This is a genomic window from Rhodoferax sp. (assembly GCF_018780565.1).
Classification (GTDB): Bacteria; Pseudomonadota; Gammaproteobacteria; order Burkholderiales; family Burkholderiaceae_C; genus Rhodoferax.
The window spans coordinates 411012-426559 of record NZ_JADMJN010000005.1; the positions used below are offsets into that span (position 1 = coordinate 411012).

The following is a 15548-nucleotide window of genomic DNA, read 5'->3' on the forward strand; positions in this document are numbered from 1 at the left end:
GATAGACGTGGCGCTGAAGGAAATTGTTGAGCAAACCGTAGCCGGCCTGGGTTACGACCTGGTGGAAACTGAACGTTCCGCCGGTGGTTTGCTGCGCATCACGATTGACCTGCCCTGGTCGCCTCCCACTGAAGGTTCGGCGGATGAGCAGTTCATCACGGTTGAGGACTGCGAGAAGGTCACACGGCAGTTGGTGTTCGCGCTTGAGGTGGATGGCATTGATTACAAGCGGCTTGAGGTGTCCTCGCCCGGTATTGATCGGCCTTTGCGCCATGAGAAAGATTTTGAACGTTTCGTCGGTCAGGAGATTGATGTCACCCTGAAGGCGCCCATTGGTGCTGCAGCGGGGGCGTTGGTTAACGCAACCCGCAAAAAATTTCGCGGCACCCTGGAGCGAATCGAGGGTGAAGACGGAACTCATGGCTGGCAGATCGTCTGGAGCGATGCGCCAGCCGTCAAGCCTGGGCAGAAGGTCAGCAAGAAAAGAGTGCCAGCCCCCATGCAAGCCCTGGGGTTTGCGCTGGATGAGTTGAGAGAGGCGCGACTGGCGCCCATTGTGAGCTTCAAGGGACGGGGTGCCAAGGGTGGCACAGAGTCGAATTCGGATTGAATTGATACAGGAGAGTCATGGCATGAATCGCGAAATGTTAATGCTTGTCGAAGCCATCTCACGTGAGAAAAGCGTGGAGCGGGATGTGGTTTTTGGTGCCGTTGAGGCCGCGCTTGCGCAAGCGACGAAGAAACTTTACCAAGGCGAGGTTGATATCCGTGTTGCGGTCGATCGCGACAACGGCAGCTACGAAACATTCCGACGCTGGCATGTGGTCCCCGATGAGGCTGGCCTGCAATTGCCTGACCAGGAAATCCTGTTGTTCGAAGCCAAAGAACAGATTCCCGACATCGAAGTCGATGAATACATCGAAGAGACAGTCGCATCGGTTCCGATCGGACGAATTGGCGCCATGGCGGCCAAGCAGGTCATTCTGCAAAAGATCCGCGATGCCGAGCGCGAAATGTTGCTCAATGATTTCATGTCACGTGGCGACAAGATTTTTGTCGGCACTGTCAAGCGCATGGACAAGGGTGACATCATTGTCGAGAGCGGCCGGGTTGAAGGCCGTCTGCGACGTAGCGAGATGATTCCCAAGGAAAACCTGCGAACCGGTGACCGCGTGCGCGCCATGATCATGGAAGTGGACCTGACGCTGCGCGGCGCGCCGATCATCCTGTCACGCTCGGCCCCCGAGTTCATGATTGAATTGTTCCGCAGTGAAGTGCCTGAGATCGAACAAGGCCTGCTGGAGATCAAATCCTGTGCCCGTGATGCCGGATCCCGCGCCAAGATTGCCGTGCTGTCTCATGACAAGCGCGTCGACCCCATCGGCACCTGTGTCGGTGTGCGTGGCACGCGCGTCAATGGCGTCACCAATGAATTGGCAGGTGAGCGTGTTGATATCGTGCTGTGGAGTGAAGATCCTGCCCAGTTTGTGATTGGTGCCCTGGCGCCAGCCAATGTCTCCTCGATCGTGGTGGACGAAGAGCGCCATGCGATGGATGTCGTGGTCGACGAGGAAAATCTGGCCATCGCGATTGGTCGCGGCGGGCAGAACGTGCGCCTGGCCTCTGAGCTGACGGGCTGGAAAATCAATATTCTGGATGCAGCCGAGTCCGCACAAAAGCAGGCCAACGAGACAGACTCAGGCCGCAAGCTGTTTATGGAAAAGCTTGATGTCGACGAGGAAATCGCCGATTTGCTGATCGCAGAAGGCTTTACCAGCCTGGAGCAGATTGCCTATGTGCCTCTTGAAGAGATGCTCGAAATCGAGAGTTTCGACGAGGACACCGTCCATGAGCTCCGCACCCGTGCCAAAGACGCGTTGCTGACCATGGAAATTGCACACGAGGAAAGTGTCGAAGAAGTGTCGCTTGAATTGCGCGACATGGAAGGCCTGACTCCGGAACTGATCGGCAAGCTTGCCGACGGCGGCGTTCACACGCGTGACGATCTGGCCGATCTGGCCGTTGACGAACTCATTGAAATCACCGGCCAGTCTGCGGACGAAGCCAAGACCCTGATCATGAAGGCGCGCGAGCATTGGTTTACCAATGACGCCGCTTCTCAAGAGTAACGGTCATGAAAGGTTACAGAACAAATGTCCAGTACGACCGTCGCCGAGTTTGCAAATGAACTCAAAAAAACAACCGAAACGCTGCTTGAGCAGCTCAAAGCTGCTGGGGTAGCCAAGTCGGCTGCGTCAGACACTCTGTCCGACGCCGACAAGCACAGCTTGCTGAGCCACCTGCAGGCCAGCCACGGCACAGCCAGCCCTGAGCGCAAGAAGATCACTCTGGTAAAGAAATCTACCACCGAGATCAAGCAGGCTGACTCTTCGGGCAAAGTTCGCACAGTGCCTGTGGTCACACACAAAAAGCGAACCTTCGTTCGCCGTGAAGACGGCATGGAAGTGCCTGTCGAAGCGCCCGAGGTGGAACCGGAAATCGAAGCGGCGCCTCTCATTGACAACGCCGAATTGGCACGACGCGAAGAAGAAGCGCGACGTCAAGCCGAACTGATTCGTCGTCAGGAAGAAGAGCTGTCCGAACGCCGGCGTCAGCGCGAAGAGCAGGAAGCTCAAGCGCGCGAAGCGGCTGAAAAAGCTGCCACCAAGGCCGCTGAAGCCGCCGCTGCACAAGTGGTTGCCGAAAAAGCCAAACCTGCGGCTGCAGCGCCTGTGGCGGAAGATGCCATTGCCATTGCGGCAGCAAAGGCCGCCGAAGTCGCAGCCAAGGCGGAAGAGGTCGCAAAAGCCCAAACCGTTGAGCGTGAAAAAGCCGCCGCTATCTCCAAGGCGCGCGCCGACGAAGAAGTCGCTCGTGCTGCCGATCTGGGTGATCGCCGGCGCAAGGCGGAAGCCGAGGCTGCGGCCATCCGCTTGATGATGTCGGCACCCGCCAAGAAGCCGGTGCCCGTCAAAAAGCCGGAGGAGCTCAAAGCAGCCGCCAAACCAGGAACTGCTGACGCAGCCAAGGCTGGTATGAAAGGCACCCTGCACAAGCCAGCGGTTGGTAGCGTTCCCGCCAAGACGGTCAAGCCCGGCGTCGCTGGAGCGCCTGCCGCCGGTGCAACAGCGGGTGCAGGAAAAGAAGTCAAGTCGGCCAAATTGTCCAGTAGCTGGGCGGGCGATCCAGCCAAGAAAAAGGCCATTCCAACCCGTGGTGCCACGGGCGCCCCGGGCGCTGGTCGCGGTAACAACTGGCGTGCAGGTCCACGAGGTAAGCGTGGCAGCAATGACCGTGATCGTGACGATCACCATGCACCGGCCGCACCGGTCGAGGCGCGTGTCATCGAAGTGCATGTCCCCGAAACCATCACCGTGGCAGAGTTGGCCCACAAAATGGCGGTCAAAGCCTCCGAAGTGATCAAGCATCTGATGAAGCTGGGCCAAATGGTCACGATCAATCAGCCGCTGGACCAGGACACCGCGATGATTGTGGTGGAGGAAATGGGACATACCGCCGTCGTAGCGGCACTGGACGATCCAGAAGCGTTTACGGATGACGAAGTATCCCAGCAGCACTCCGAGTCTTTGCCGCGTGCGCCCGTTGTGACCGTCATGGGTCACGTGGACCACGGCAAGACTTCATTGCTGGACTACATTCGCCGCGCCAAAGTGGCGTCTGCCGAGGCGGGAGGGATTACCCAGCACATTGGGGCTTACCACGTAGAAACGCCACGCGGCATGATTTCCTTCCTGGATACCCCTGGTCACGAGGCCTTCACAGCCATGCGTGCCCGCGGTGCGAAGGCAACGGACATTGTGATTCTGGTGGTCGCTGCTGACGACGGTGTGATGCCGCAAACTAAAGAGGCGATCAAGCATGCCAAGGCGGCAGGGGTCCCCATCGTGGTGGCGATCAACAAGATCGACAAGCCCGATGCCAACCCGGAGCGTGTCAAGAATGAACTGGTCGTCGAGGAAGTCGTGCCCGAAGAGTTTGGTGGTGAATCACCCTTCGTGGCCGTTTCGGCGAAGACCGGCCAGGGCATAGATGACTTGCTGGAGCAGGTCTTGCTGCAAGCCGAAGTGCTTGAGCTGCGGGCACCTGTGGATGCCATGGCCAAGGGCCTTGTGATCGAAGCGCGTCTGGACAAGGGACGCGGACCGGTTGCCACCATTCTGGTGCAGTCTGGCACGCTCAAGACAGGCGATGTTGTACTCGCCGGTTCGACCTATGGTCGTGTTCGGGCCATGCTGGATGAAAACGGGAAAGCCATCAAAACTGCAGGCCCTTCAATTCCAGTCGAGATTCAGGGCTTGACTGAAGTGCCGCAGGCCGGCGACGAGTTCATGGTCCTGTCTGACGAGCGACGTGCCCGTGAAATCGCCACCTACCGTGCCGGCAAGTTCCGTCACACCAAGCTGGCCAAGCAGCAGGCAGCCAAGCTGGAAAACATGTTCACCGACATGGCGGCCGGTGCAGTCAAGATGGTTCCGATCATCGTCAAGGCCGATGTGCAAGGTTCTCAGGAGGCGTTGGCTCAGTCCTTGCTCAAGCTCTCGACGGACGAAGTCAAAGTGCAGTTGGTCTACGCCGCCGTGGGCGCCATCAGCGAATCGGATGTGAATCTGGCCATTGCCTCCAAGGCCGTCATCATCGGTTTCAACACCCGTGCCGACGCTGGTGCGCGCAAACTGGCCGAGAACAATGGTGTTGATATCCGCTACTACGACATCATCTATGACGCTGTGGATGAGCTCAAGCTCGCCATGTCGGGCATGTTGACACCAGACAAGAAGGAAGAAGTCATCGGTACCGCCGAGATCCGCCAGGTGTTCAAGGTCAGCAAGATTGGCTCGATTGCCGGTTGTATGGTCACCGCGGGCGTGGTTCGACGTTCTGCCCGTCTTCGTTTGCTGCGCGACAACGTGGTCATCTTCACCGGTGAACTTGAATCGCTCAAGCGCTTCAAGGATGACGCCAAGGAAGTCAAGGAAAGCTTCGAGTGCGGCTTGAATATCAAGAACTACAACGACATCCAGGCGGGTGACGTGCTGGAATTCTTTGAAATTCGCGAAATTGCACGTACTCTTTAACAGTCCAAGCGTAAACCGTGCGAAAAAAGTCAAGTACCCCCAACCGTAGCTTCAAGGTAGCCGATCAGATCCAGCGCGATCTGACTGAGCTGATCGCGCGCGAACTCAAGGATCCGCGGGTGGGGATGGTGACGATTCAGGCGGTCGAGGTGACCCCTGACTATGCGCACGCCAAGGTTTTTTTCAGTCTTCTGGCGGGTGATTCGAAGCAATGTACGGAAGGTCTGAACCAGGCGGCCGGGTTTCTGCGCGCCGGCTTGTTCAAGCGCTTGCATATTCATACGGTGCCAACGCTGCATTTCGTGTTTGATCGCACGACGGAACGAGCTGCGGACATGAATGCCTTGATTGCGCAGGCGGTTGCTTCGCGGTCGAAAAACGAGGATTGACATGGTAAAAGCGCCGCGAGCACGGGTTGCCAGGCGCCCCGTGCATGGGGTGCTGTTGCTGGACAAGCCTTTGGGTTGGTCGAGCAACGACGCCTTGCAAAAGGTCAAATGGCTGTTGCGTGCGGAGAAGGCCGGGCATACCGGCACGCTTGACCCGCTTGCAACAGGCGTTTTGCCGCTGTGCTTTGGTGCCGCGACGAAGTTCAGTCAGCTCCAGCTGGATGCTGACAAGACCTACGAGGCGGTGGCGCAGCTGGGGGTCAAGACCAGTACCGGGGATGCCGAGGGCGATGTGATTGAGGAGCGGCCGGTCAATGTGACCGAGGCAGACCTCAGCCATGTGGCGCCGCAGTTCACCGGCCTGATCCGCCAAGTACCGCCGATGCACAGTGCATTGAAGAAGGATGGCAAGGCGTTGTACGAGTACGCGCGCGCCGGCATTGAGGTGGAGCGGGAAGCCCGCGAAGTGACGATTTATGAGCTAAAAATGCTTTTAGCCTCCGTCAACAGTGCGCAACCAGCTATCAAAATGATAGTTAAATGCAGCAAAGGCACCTACATCCGAACGCTTGGCGAGGATATCGGAGAGGCCTTGGGCTGTGGCGCGCATTTGACTGCGCTGCGACGGGTCGAGACGGGCGGCTTCCACGTGTCACAAGCGGTGACGCTGGAGGCACTGGAAGCCATGACGGAGGACGAGCGCTTGAGTTGCCTGATGCCCGTGGAGTCGCTGCTTTGCGATCACATGGTTGTCACGCTGGATGGTGAGAATGCAGGACGATTCCTCAGTGGCGTGCGCCGCCGGGGAAACTGGCCTGACACGGGGTTGGTGGCTGTATACGGCGAACAACCTCGCGCTTTGCTGGGCACTGCCCATGTCAAAGCGGGTGAATTGATACCCGGGCGGCTGTTGAGTCCGCCTGAGATTGAGCAAATATTGGGCAATTGTGGAACGGGTGTGAGCGCACAGCACGCAACTCTGGCCTCAAGCACCCCGATGACACATATTGACCAGATTTAAGAGAAAGTGAATCATGACCATTAAGCAAATCAGAAACATCGCCATCATCGCCCACGTCGATCATGGCAAGACCACCATGGTCGACCAATTGCTGCGCCAGTCCGGCACCTTCGCCGAGCACGAAAAAGTGGTCGACACCGTGATGGACAACAATGCCATCGAGAAAGAGCGTGGCATCACGATTCTGGCCAAGAACTGCGCTGTGACCTGGGAAGGCACGCACATCAATATCGTCGACACCCCCGGACACGCCGACTTCGGCGGTGAAGTGGAACGCGCCTTGTCCATGGTCGACGGCGTGGTGCTGCTGATCGATGCGCAGGAAGGCCCCATGCCCCAGACCCGCTTTGTGACCAAGAAGGCGCTGGCCCTGGGTTTGAAGCCGATCCTGGTGGTGAACAAGGTGGACAAGCCCGGTGCACGTCCCGACTTCGTGGTCAACGCCGCGTTCGACTTGTTCGACAAGCTCGGTGCCACTGACGAGCAGCTGGATTTCCCCGTCGTTTACGCCTCCGGCATCAACGGCTGGTCGTCGATGGAAGAGGGCGCGCAGGGCGAGCAGTGGGGCCCTGATATGTCGGCTCTGTTCAATACCATCCTGAAGCACGTGCCACCCCAAAAGGGTGATCCGGCAGCACCGCTGCAACTTCAGATTTCCGCGCTTGATTTCTCGACCTTTGTCGGCCGTATCGGTGTGGGACGCATCAGCCAGGGCACGATCAAACCCATGATGGACGTGGTCGTCATGGAAGGCCCGGACGGCAAACCCGTCAAAGGCCGTATCAATCAGGTACTGACGTTCCAGGGCCTGGAGCGCGTGCAGGCCACCGAAGCTGGTCCCGGCGAAATTGTGCTGATCAACGGTATCAATGAGATTGGCATTGGTGTCACGATCACCGACCCGATCAATCCGGCGCCACTGCCCATGCTCAAGGTTGATGAACCCACCCTGACCATGAACTTCTGCGTCAACACCAGCCCCCTGGCCGGTCGCGAAGGCAAGTACGTCACCAGCCGCCAGATCTGGGATCGCCTGCAAAAAGAACTGCAGCACAACGTGGCCTTGCGCGTCAAGGAAACCGATGAAGAAGGTATCTTCGAAGTCATGGGCCGCGGTGAACTGCACTTGACTATTTTGCTGGAAAACATGCGCCGCGAAGGCTACGAACTGGCCGTATCCAAACCGCGCGTTGTGTTCAAGGATGTGGATGGCGTGCGCTACGAGCCCATCGAATTGGTGACTGCCGACATTGAAGAGCAACACCAGGGCGGCGTGATGCAGGCCTTGGGTGAACGCAAGGGCGACTTGGTGAATATGGAGCCGGACGGTCGTGGCCGTGTACGCCTGGAGTACCGCATCCCGGCGCGGGGTTTGATCGGATTCACCAACGAATTCCTGAACTTGACCCGTGGCTCCGGCCTGATCTCCAACATCTTCGACAGCTACGAGCCGCACAAAGGCGACATCGGTGGCCGTAAAAACGGTGTGTTGATTTCCATGGATGCTGGTGAAATCTTCACCTATGCGCTGGGCAAACTCGATGATCGCGGCCGCATGTTCGTCAAGGCCAACGATCCGGTATATGAGGGCATGATCGTCGGCATCCACAGCCGTGACAACGATCTGGTGGTAAACGCCACGCGCACCAAGCAGCTCACCAACTTCCGTGTCAGCGGCAAGGAAGACGCGATCAAGATCACGCCCCCGATCGAATGCACACTGGAATATGGTGTGGAGTTCATTGAAGACGACGAGTTGGTCGAAATCACGCCCAAGTCGATCCGCCTGCGCAAGCGCTACCTGACCGAGAGCGAGCGCAAGCGCGCTGGACGCTAAACCGTGCCTCAAGAACATTTCGTCTCTCTTTGAGCCGGAATTCAAAGCGGGCTTGATAGCCCGCTTTTTTCATTTTCACCATGAAACTCAGCCACAACCGGGCGGTGCTCCTGATGGTGGCGGTAACCCTGATGTGGTCCACCGCCGGTGTCGTGACGCGCCATCTGGAGGCGGCTCGAAGTTTTGAGGTGACCTTCTGGCGCTCAGCTTTCACAGCTTTGTCTTTGCTGGTGATACTGCCCATTTTCCAGGGACGACAAGTCTTTCGCCAGATCCGCCAGGGCTCAGCGGCCTTCTGGACTTCGGGCGTCTGCTGGAGCGTGATGTTCACCTCCTTCATGCTGGCGCTCACCCTGACCAGCGTGGCCAATGTGCTGGTGACGATGTCCATTGGGCCTTTGCTGACCGCCGTGCTGGCGTGGGTCTTTATCGGACACCGCATTCCGATGCGTACCTGGATCGCGATTGTGGTGGCGGGTGCCGGCATGGCCTACATGTACGCGGCCGAGGTCGGTGAGGCGTCGCTTGTGGCCATCCTGGTGACGCTTTGCGTCCCTTTGGGGGGCGCGGTGAACTGGACCCTGACCCAACACGCTCATGCGCAGGGTCAGGATGTGGATCTGGTTCCTGCGGTTTTGGTGGGGGCGGTGATCTCATCGGTCGTGACGCTGCCAATGGCGTTTCCGTTTCAGACCACGTCGCACGATCTGGCTTTGCTTGCTTTTCTCGGCTTGGGACAACTGGCTATTCCCTGCGTACTGTCAGTGCTGTGCGCGCGCGTCCTCAAGGCACCGGAAATCGCTTTACTGGCCCTGCTCGAAGTCGTCTTTGGGATACTGCTCGCATGGCTGGGCGCCCACGAAGTACCCCGTGCATCCGTTCTTGTCGGAGGCTTGGTGGTGATTGGTGCCCTGCTTGGTAACGAATTAATTGGATGGAGAAACAGAAAATGAATGCACAAAATGCCTTGCCCGCTGACGATGCTCCCGACGTGCTGACCGAGGTTCGCGGTCAGGTGGGGTTTATCACGCTCAACAGACCCAAGGCCCTCAATGCCTTGTCGCTTGGCATGGTCCGGGCGCTGACGGCGTGTTTGCTGGCCTGGCGCGACGATGCCATCGTCAAGGCCGTGGCTATTCGTGGCACCAACAAGACAGGTCCTTTTGGCGCTTTTTGTGCCGGGGGCGACATCCGCTTTTTCCATCAGGCCGCATTGGCTGGCAACCCTGAGCTGGAAGACTTCTTTACCGAAGAATACGCACTCAATCACCTGATTCACAACTATCCCAAGCCCTATATCGCCTTCATGGACGGCATCGTCATGGGCGGTGGCATGGGCGTCAGTCAGGGCGCTTCGCATCGCCTGGTGACAAGTCGCACCAAAATGGCGATGCCGGAAACCCACATCGGTTTGTTTCCCGATGTCGGCGGCGGCTATTTTCTGAGCCGTTGCCCCGGTCGCGCCGGAGAATGGCTTGCACTGACAGGTGAAATTCTGGACGGCCCTGCCGCCGTGTCGCTGGGCTTGGCAGATGCCTGCTTCGACGCCAGCCAAATGCCCCTGGCCTGGGATTCCCTGGCAAGCCTGAATTTCGACCAGAGTGATGCGCTGAAAAACTGGATCGCTATGTATTCAATAGCGGGGGAATCAACCACTTCGTTGGCTGGAGCGCAGATTGATCGGTATTTTTCGCTTGATTCGGTGACTGGGATTGTGCAGGCCCTGGCAGCCGAGGGTGATGAATGGTCGAAACAGACCCTTGCTACCTTGCGCAAGCGTTCCCCGCTCATGCTGCATGTGGTGCTTGAACAGATTCGCCGCGCCCGGACCATGAGCCTGGCAGAAGACCTGCGCATGGAGCGCGATATCGTGCGTCATTGCTTCAGCACATTGCACCTGGGACGTTCAGGCGCAGCGTCCGAAACGGTAGAAGGTATCCGTGCTCTGGCAGTTGACAAGGATCACCATCCCAAGTGGCATCCGCAGCGCATCGAGGAGGTAACGCCGGACCAGGTTGAACCGTTTTTCCAGTCGCCCTGGCCAGTGTGGGCGCATCCCTTGCGGGAACTTACCTGAACTATCGATGATGGGTCTTCATGGCCCGTTCAACTTCGCGCTTGCCTTCCCGATCCTTGATGGTGTCCCGCTTGTCGTGTTCGGCTTTGCCTTTGGCCAAGGCAATCTCACACTTGACCTTGCCGGCCTTCCAGTGCAAATTGATCGGCACCAAGGTGTAGCCTTTTTGCTCTATTTTCCCAATCAGGCGCTTGATTTCCTCTTTGTGCATCAAGAGCTTCTTGGTACGCACTTTGTCGGGGCTGATGTGTGTGGAAGCCGTATTCAGCGGATGGATCTGCAACCCAATAATGAACAGCTCGCCATTGCGAATAACCACATAACCATCGGTGAGCTGCACCTTGCCTTCGCGCAACGATTTAACTTCCCAGCCCTCAAGAACAAGGCCTGCCTCAAACCGTTCTTCAAAAAAATAGTTGTAAGCAGCTTTCTTGTTGTCAGCAATGCGGGTCGCGGTATCGGGTTTCTTGGCCATATAGTCGAAGTGGGGGTGTAAATGGTGCGTACAAGGCTTGTCTACAATCCCGCGCAGACCTCCATTCTATGAAAACCGTAAAGAAGTCCGTCCTGATCTGGTACAGCCCCCAAGAAATGTATGTTCTGGTGACTGAGGTAGACCAATACCCCAAATTTTTACCATGGTGCGATCACGCCCGCGTGGTCAGTTCTGATGAGACGGGCATGACGGCCGAGGTCGGGATATCCTTCAGTGGCATCCGCCAGACTTTCACCACGCGCAATGAACACACGCAAGGGCGGCAAGTAGCCATGACGCTGGTGAATGGCCCTTTTTCAAAGCTGGACGGCGAGTGGAATTTCCTGCCGCTTGGCGATGGTTCGCAAAGAGCCTGCAAGGTCGAACTGAGCTTGAGCTACGGGTTTGAAAACGCGACACTTGGTAAATTGGTGGGGCCTGTGTTCGACAAAATCGCCGCGAGTTTGGTAGACGCCTTCGTCAAACGAGCCGCACAAGTCTATGGTGAGTGACATGAGACTCAGCGTGACCGTGGTCTATTCGCCGGCACCACGTGAAGTGCGTGAGTTCACCTTGAGCGTCGCGCCCTTATGCTCCGTTTTGCAGGCGCTTGGCGCCAGTGGTCTCCTGCAGTCATTTCCAGACATTGATCTGCGAACCGCTGTGGTGGGGGTTTGGGGCCGCAAAGTCCCGTTGACTCAGGTACTCCGAGACAATGATCGGATCGAAATCTACCGAACGCTTACCGTAGACCCCAAAATGGCACGACGGGAGCGCTTTGCGAAGCAAGGAGCAAGGACCACGGGACTGTTCATCAAGAAACGCCCCGGGGCCAAAGCAGGCTACTGAAGCTGCCTATCCGACGCTGCGCCCGGGGGTAATTATTTGCAGTCCGAGTCGATAATGGCCTGGATGCGTTTGGTTTCAGCCGCACGCGCGGCCTCATCCATCACTTCACGCTCGCCTTTTTCATTGGTTCGCGATACACGCACGCCCGAATCAAATGTGGCCTTGCTTTGCTTGGCGCGGGCGCAATTTTCGATCCTGGCTTTCAGAATTCGCTCTTCTTCAGCCTTGCGCTTGGCCAGTTCAGCTTCTTCGGCCTTCTTTTTCTTTTCAGCCAATTCCTTGTCAACGCCACTTGATTTCGGTGCGCTTGCGCCGCCCTGTGGACCTGATGCCGTCGTAGCGCTCGATGCGTCCATGCCTGTGCTTACGGGGGTACTTGGCACTGTCGTTACAGAACCACCGGGTCGCTTGAGAATGTTCTTCTCCAGAATGTCGGAGGGCGGCGCACGATCGCTGAATACCTTACGGCCATCCTTGTCGATCCATTGCCACTGTGCCGATGCGGCCATCGAAAGCAGACAAACCGCCATCACCAAGATTTTTTGAATGAGCTTCATGATTGGAGTTTAGCGCGCAGTAGTCGGGATTTTCAAGCGAGAAGCTCCTTTGCGGCCCTCGGTGTCTGTTTATCGCCATGCACCGGAGCGCAGGTCCGGATGACGCGGGTACAATTGTCCATTTGGAGCTCAGACATGCGCCTAATTGGTAAAGCGCTCACCTTCGACGATGTTCTGTTGGTGCCAGCGTTCTCCCAGGTCCTGCCCAAGGACACTTCCCTTGCAACCCGTTTTTCCCGCAATATCGCACTGAATTTGCCACTGGTCTCTGCGGCCATGGATACAGTGACAGAGGCGCGACTGGCGATTGCCATTGCCCAGGAGGGCGGAATCGGAATCGTGCACAAGAACATGTCGGCGCAGGAGCAGGCTGCGCAGGTCGCCAAAGTCAAGCGCTACGAGTCCGGCGTGTTGCGTGACCCGGTCGTTATTACCCCTCATCACACGGTGCGCCAGGTCATTGAGTTGTCTGATCAACTCGGTGTCTCCGGCTTTCCGGTCTGCGACGGGGGCAAAGTTGTCGGCATTGTTACGGGTCGTGATTTGCGTTTCGAGACCCGTTATGACTTGCCGGTAAGCCATATCATGACCCAGCGTGACAAGCTGGTGACGGTGCCCGACGGCACAACTCTGGCACAAGCCAAGGTGTTGCTGAACCAGTACAAAATTGAGCGTTTGCTCGTGGTCAATGATGCGTTTGAGCTCAAAGGGCTGATTACGGTCAAGGACATCACCAAGCAAACAAGTTTCCCCAATGCTGCACGGGATGCACAGGGCAAGTTGCGTGTTGGTGCAGCCGTCGGAGTGGGCGAAGGCACGGAAGAGCGGGTTGAAGCGCTGGTGCGCGCCGGCGTGGATGCGATTGTGGTGGACACCGCGCATGGCCATAGCAAGGGCGTGATCGAACGCGTGCGCTGGGTCAAGCAAAACTATCCTCAGGTTGACGTGATTGGCGGCAACATCGCTACCGGTGCGGCTGCGCTGGCACTGGCCGAAGCAGGGGCAGACGCCGTCAAGGTGGGTATTGGTCCAGGCTCCATCTGCACTACCCGTATCGTGGCAGGGGTGGGTGTGCCGCAAATCATGGCGATTGACAGTGTCGCCACCGCGCTCAAGGGCAGCGGTATTCCTTTGATCGCTGACGGTGGCATCCGCTACAGCGGCGATATCTCCAAAGCCATTGCCGCTGGCGCCAGCAGCGTCATGATGGGCGGGATGTTTGCCGGAACCGAAGAGGCACCTGGTGAAGTCATCCTGTTTCAGGGTCGCAGTTACAAGAGCTACCGCGGCATGGGCAGCATTGGCGCCATGCAGCAGGGCAGTGCGGATCGCTATTTTCAGGAATCCACGACCGGCAATCCGAACGCCGACAAACTGGTGCCCGAAGGTATTGAAGGCCGCGTGCCGTACAAGGGCTCCATGGTTTCCATTGTGTTTCAGATGTCCGGTGGCGTGCGCGCGAGCATGGGCTATTGCGGCTGCGCCACGATCGAAGACATGCAGAACCAGGCCGAGTTTGTGGAAATCACAACCGCCGGTATCCGTGAAAGCCATGTGCACGACGTGCAAATCACCAAAGAAGCGCCCAACTACCGGGCTGACTGATCTGCAAAAACCATGCACCAAAAAATTCTCATCCTTGACTTTGGTTCTCAAGTTACCCAATTGATTGCGCGGCGTGTGCGCGAAGCGCACGTGTTTTGTGAAGTTCATCCGTGTGACGTGAGTGACGACTGGGTGCGCGCGTATGCCAGAGATGGCATGCTCAAGGGCATCATTTTGTCGGGCAGTCACGCCAGCGTTTACGAAGAGACTACTGACAAGGCCCCACAAGCAGTATTTGAGTTGGGTGTGCCGGTTCTGGGTATTTGTTACGGTATGCAAACCATGGCCCACCAATTGGGTGGACTGGTGCAGAGCGGTCACAAACGTGAATTTGGTCATGCGGATGTGAGGGCTCATGGCCACACACAATTGCTCAAGGGCATTCAGGACTACGCCACGCCCGAAGGACACGGCATGTTGCAGGTCTGGATGAGCCACGGCGACAAGGTCACCGAGTTGCCGCATGGCTTCAAGCTCATGGCCAGCACCGACAGCTGCCCGATTGCCGGCATGGCCGACGAAGAGCGCCGGTTCTATGGTGTCCAGTTCCACCCGGAAGTAACGCACACCAAACGTGGCGCAGCCATTTTGGAACGCTTTGTGCTGGAAATCTGCGGTACCCGGTCGGACTGGATCATGGGCGACTACATCAGTGAAGCCGTTGAAAAAATCCGTGCACAAGTCGGCAAGGAAGAGGTCATTCTGGGCCTCTCCGGTGGTGTGGACTCATCGGTGGCAGCGGCGCTCATTCACCGCGCCATTGGCGACCAGCTTACTTGCGTGTTCGTTGACCACGGCTTGTTGCGCCTGAATGAAGGCGATCTGGTCATGGACATGTTTGTTGGCAAACTGCATGCCAAGGTGGTACGGGTCGATGCGGCGGAGCAGTTTTTGGGGCATTTGGCAGGGGTGAGTGAGCCTGAAGCCAAGCGCAAGATCATTGGTCGTGAGTTTGTGGAAGTGTTCAAGGCCGAAGCTGGCAAGCTCAAGAGCGACCAGTCGCGCCATGTTGCATGGCTGGCCCAAGGCACCATCTACCCCGATGTGATCGAATCGGGCGGGGCAAAGTCCAAGAAGGCTGTCACGATCAAGAGCCATCACAATGTGGGTGGCCTGCCAGAACAATTGGGCCTCAAATTGCTGGAACCCTTGAGAGAACTGTTCAAGGATGAAGTGCGTGAACTGGGCGTCGCTTTGGGCTTGCCCTATCACATGGTTTACCGCCATCCGTTCCCCGGACCGGGCTTGGGCGTGCGCATTCTGGGTGAAGTCAAGAAAGAATACGCCGACTTGCTTCGTCGGGCCGATGCCATCTTTATCGAAGAGTTGCGCAATTTTATCGATGCTGAAAGCGGCAAGAGCTGGTACGACCTGACCAGCCAGGCTTTCACGGTGTTTTTGCCGGTCAAGAGTGTGGGCGTGATGGGTGATGGGCGAACCTACGATTACGTGGTGGCCCTGCGTGCCGTGCAGACCAGCGATTTCATGACCGCCGACTGGGCTGAGTTGCCCTATGCTTTGCTCAAGAAAGTATCCAGCCGCATCATCAACGAGGTTCGGGGCATCAATCGGGTGACTTATGATGTCAGCAGCAAACCGCCAGCAACCATCGAATGGGAATGATCCAGGCTCCTGATTAACC

The 15548-nt window shown here is 57.4% G+C and carries 14 protein-coding genes; 12 read left to right on the top strand and 2 right to left on the bottom strand.

The genetic code is table 11. The features are described 5' to 3' along the window. The first annotated feature begins 7 nt into the window (after positions 1-7). The 8 genes from rimP (at position 8) to IV109_RS09440 (ending at position 10420) form a co-directional block, all read left to right on the top strand. Positions 8-610 carry a ribosome maturation factor RimP gene (gene rimP, locus IV109_RS09405; protein WP_296695733.1) on the top strand — a complete coding sequence of 201 codons (603 nt, stop codon included), beginning with the start codon at positions 8-10 and terminating at the stop codon, positions 608-610. Between the two features lie 22 nt (positions 611-632). Next, positions 633-2129: a transcription termination factor NusA gene (gene nusA / locus IV109_RS09410; RefSeq protein WP_296695196.1), complete on the top strand. Its 1497-nt coding sequence runs from the start codon at positions 633-635 to the stop codon at positions 2127-2129. A gap of 24 nt (positions 2130-2153) precedes the next feature. Beyond that, positions 2154-5096: a translation initiation factor IF-2 gene (gene infB / locus IV109_RS09415; protein WP_296695197.1), complete on the top strand. Its 2943-nt coding sequence runs from the start codon at positions 2154-2156 to the stop codon at positions 5094-5096. A gap of 17 nt (positions 5097-5113) precedes the next feature. Beyond that, the gene (gene rbfA / locus IV109_RS09420) at positions 5114-5485 is read left to right on the top strand and encodes a 30S ribosome-binding factor RbfA (RefSeq protein WP_296695200.1); all 372 of its coding nucleotides are present in this window, start codon (positions 5114-5116) and stop codon (positions 5483-5485) included. 1 nt (position 5486) lies between these two features. Continuing rightward, the gene (gene truB / locus IV109_RS09425) at positions 5487-6506 is read left to right on the top strand and encodes a tRNA pseudouridine(55) synthase TruB (protein ID WP_296695202.1); all 1020 of its coding nucleotides are present in this window, start codon (positions 5487-5489) and stop codon (positions 6504-6506) included. A gap of 13 nt (positions 6507-6519) precedes the next feature. Next, entirely contained in the window at positions 6520-8343 is a 1824-nt protein-coding gene (typA, locus tag IV109_RS09430) for a translational GTPase TypA (RefSeq protein WP_296695204.1), read from the top strand. An 80-nt stretch (positions 8344-8423) separates the two neighbouring features. Continuing rightward, entirely contained in the window at positions 8424-9296 is an 873-nt protein-coding gene (locus IV109_RS09435; protein WP_296695213.1) for a DMT family transporter, read from the top strand. After that, a complete protein-coding gene (locus tag IV109_RS09440) occupies positions 9293-10420 on the top strand; it encodes an enoyl-CoA hydratase/isomerase family protein (protein ID WP_296695215.1) in 1128 nt (375 codons plus the stop codon). Before IV109_RS09435 ends, IV109_RS09440 begins: the two co-directional genes overlap by 4 nt. Before the next feature lies 1 nt (position 10421). On the opposite strand, the gene smpB is transcribed toward IV109_RS09440, so the two are convergent. After that, positions 10422-10895: an SsrA-binding protein SmpB gene (smpB, locus tag IV109_RS09445; protein WP_296695217.1), complete on the bottom strand. Its 474-nt coding sequence runs from the start codon at positions 10893-10895 to the stop codon at positions 10422-10424. 68 nt (positions 10896-10963) lie between these two features. On the opposite strand from smpB, the gene IV109_RS09450 reads away from it, so the two are divergent. Continuing rightward, on the top strand, positions 10964-11407 hold the full coding sequence (locus tag IV109_RS09450; RefSeq protein ID WP_296695219.1) for a type II toxin-antitoxin system RatA family toxin: 444 nt from the start codon (positions 10964-10966) through the stop codon (positions 11405-11407). A gap of 1 nt (position 11408) precedes the next feature. Further along, positions 11409-11744, top strand: a complete 336-nt coding sequence (locus tag IV109_RS09455) for an RnfH family protein (protein ID WP_296695220.1) — start codon at positions 11409-11411, stop codon at positions 11742-11744. A 32-nt stretch (positions 11745-11776) separates the two neighbouring features. Here the strand turns inward: IV109_RS09455 and IV109_RS09460 are convergent, their stop codons facing one another. Further along, positions 11777-12301 (bottom strand): DUF4124 domain-containing protein, encoded by a 525-nt coding sequence (locus IV109_RS09460; RefSeq protein ID WP_296695223.1) that lies wholly within the window; start codon positions 12299-12301, stop codon positions 11777-11779. Between the two features lie 135 nt (positions 12302-12436). Between IV109_RS09460 and guaB the strand changes: the two genes are divergently transcribed. Continuing rightward, positions 12437-13906, top strand: a complete 1470-nt coding sequence (gene guaB, locus IV109_RS09465) for an IMP dehydrogenase (RefSeq protein WP_296695224.1) — start codon at positions 12437-12439, stop codon at positions 13904-13906. Positions 13907-13918: 12 nt separating this feature from the next. Beyond that, positions 13919-15529, top strand: a complete 1611-nt coding sequence (gene guaA / locus IV109_RS09470) for a glutamine-hydrolyzing GMP synthase (RefSeq protein WP_296695226.1) — start codon at positions 13919-13921, stop codon at positions 15527-15529. Positions 15530-15548 lie beyond the last annotated feature (19 nt).

What these genes read in the sequence shown, in the direction of transcription:
- IV109_RS09450 (WP_296695219.1), top strand. Translation starts at nt 10,964, where the DNA reads ATGAAAACCGTAAAGAAGTCCGTCCTGATCTGGTACAGCCCCCAAGAA.
- IV109_RS09435 (WP_296695213.1), top strand. Translation starts at nt 8,424, where the DNA reads ATGAAACTCAGCCACAACCGGGCGGTGCTCCTGATGGTGGCGGTAACC.
- guaA (WP_296695226.1), top strand. Translation starts at nt 13,919, where the DNA reads ATGCACCAAAAAATTCTCATCCTTGACTTTGGTTCTCAAGTTACCCAA.
- smpB (WP_296695217.1), bottom strand. Translation starts at nt 10,895, where the DNA reads ATGGCCAAGAAACCCGATACCGCGACCCGCATTGCTGACAACAAGAAA.
- typA (WP_296695204.1), top strand. Translation starts at nt 6,520, where the DNA reads ATGACCATTAAGCAAATCAGAAACATCGCCATCATCGCCCACGTCGAT.
- IV109_RS09460 (WP_296695223.1), bottom strand. Translation starts at nt 12,301, where the DNA reads ATGAAGCTCATTCAAAAAATCTTGGTGATGGCGGTTTGTCTGCTTTCG.
- IV109_RS09455 (WP_296695220.1), top strand. Translation starts at nt 11,409, where the DNA reads ATGAGACTCAGCGTGACCGTGGTCTATTCGCCGGCACCACGTGAAGTG.
- infB (WP_296695197.1), top strand. Translation starts at nt 2,154, where the DNA reads ATGTCCAGTACGACCGTCGCCGAGTTTGCAAATGAACTCAAAAAAACA.
- nusA (WP_296695196.1), top strand. Translation starts at nt 633, where the DNA reads ATGAATCGCGAAATGTTAATGCTTGTCGAAGCCATCTCACGTGAGAAA.
- guaB (WP_296695224.1), top strand. Translation starts at nt 12,437, where the DNA reads ATGCGCCTAATTGGTAAAGCGCTCACCTTCGACGATGTTCTGTTGGTG.
- IV109_RS09440 (WP_296695215.1), top strand. Translation starts at nt 9,293, where the DNA reads ATGAATGCACAAAATGCCTTGCCCGCTGACGATGCTCCCGACGTGCTG.
- truB (WP_296695202.1), top strand. Translation starts at nt 5,487, where the DNA reads ATGGTAAAAGCGCCGCGAGCACGGGTTGCCAGGCGCCCCGTGCATGGG.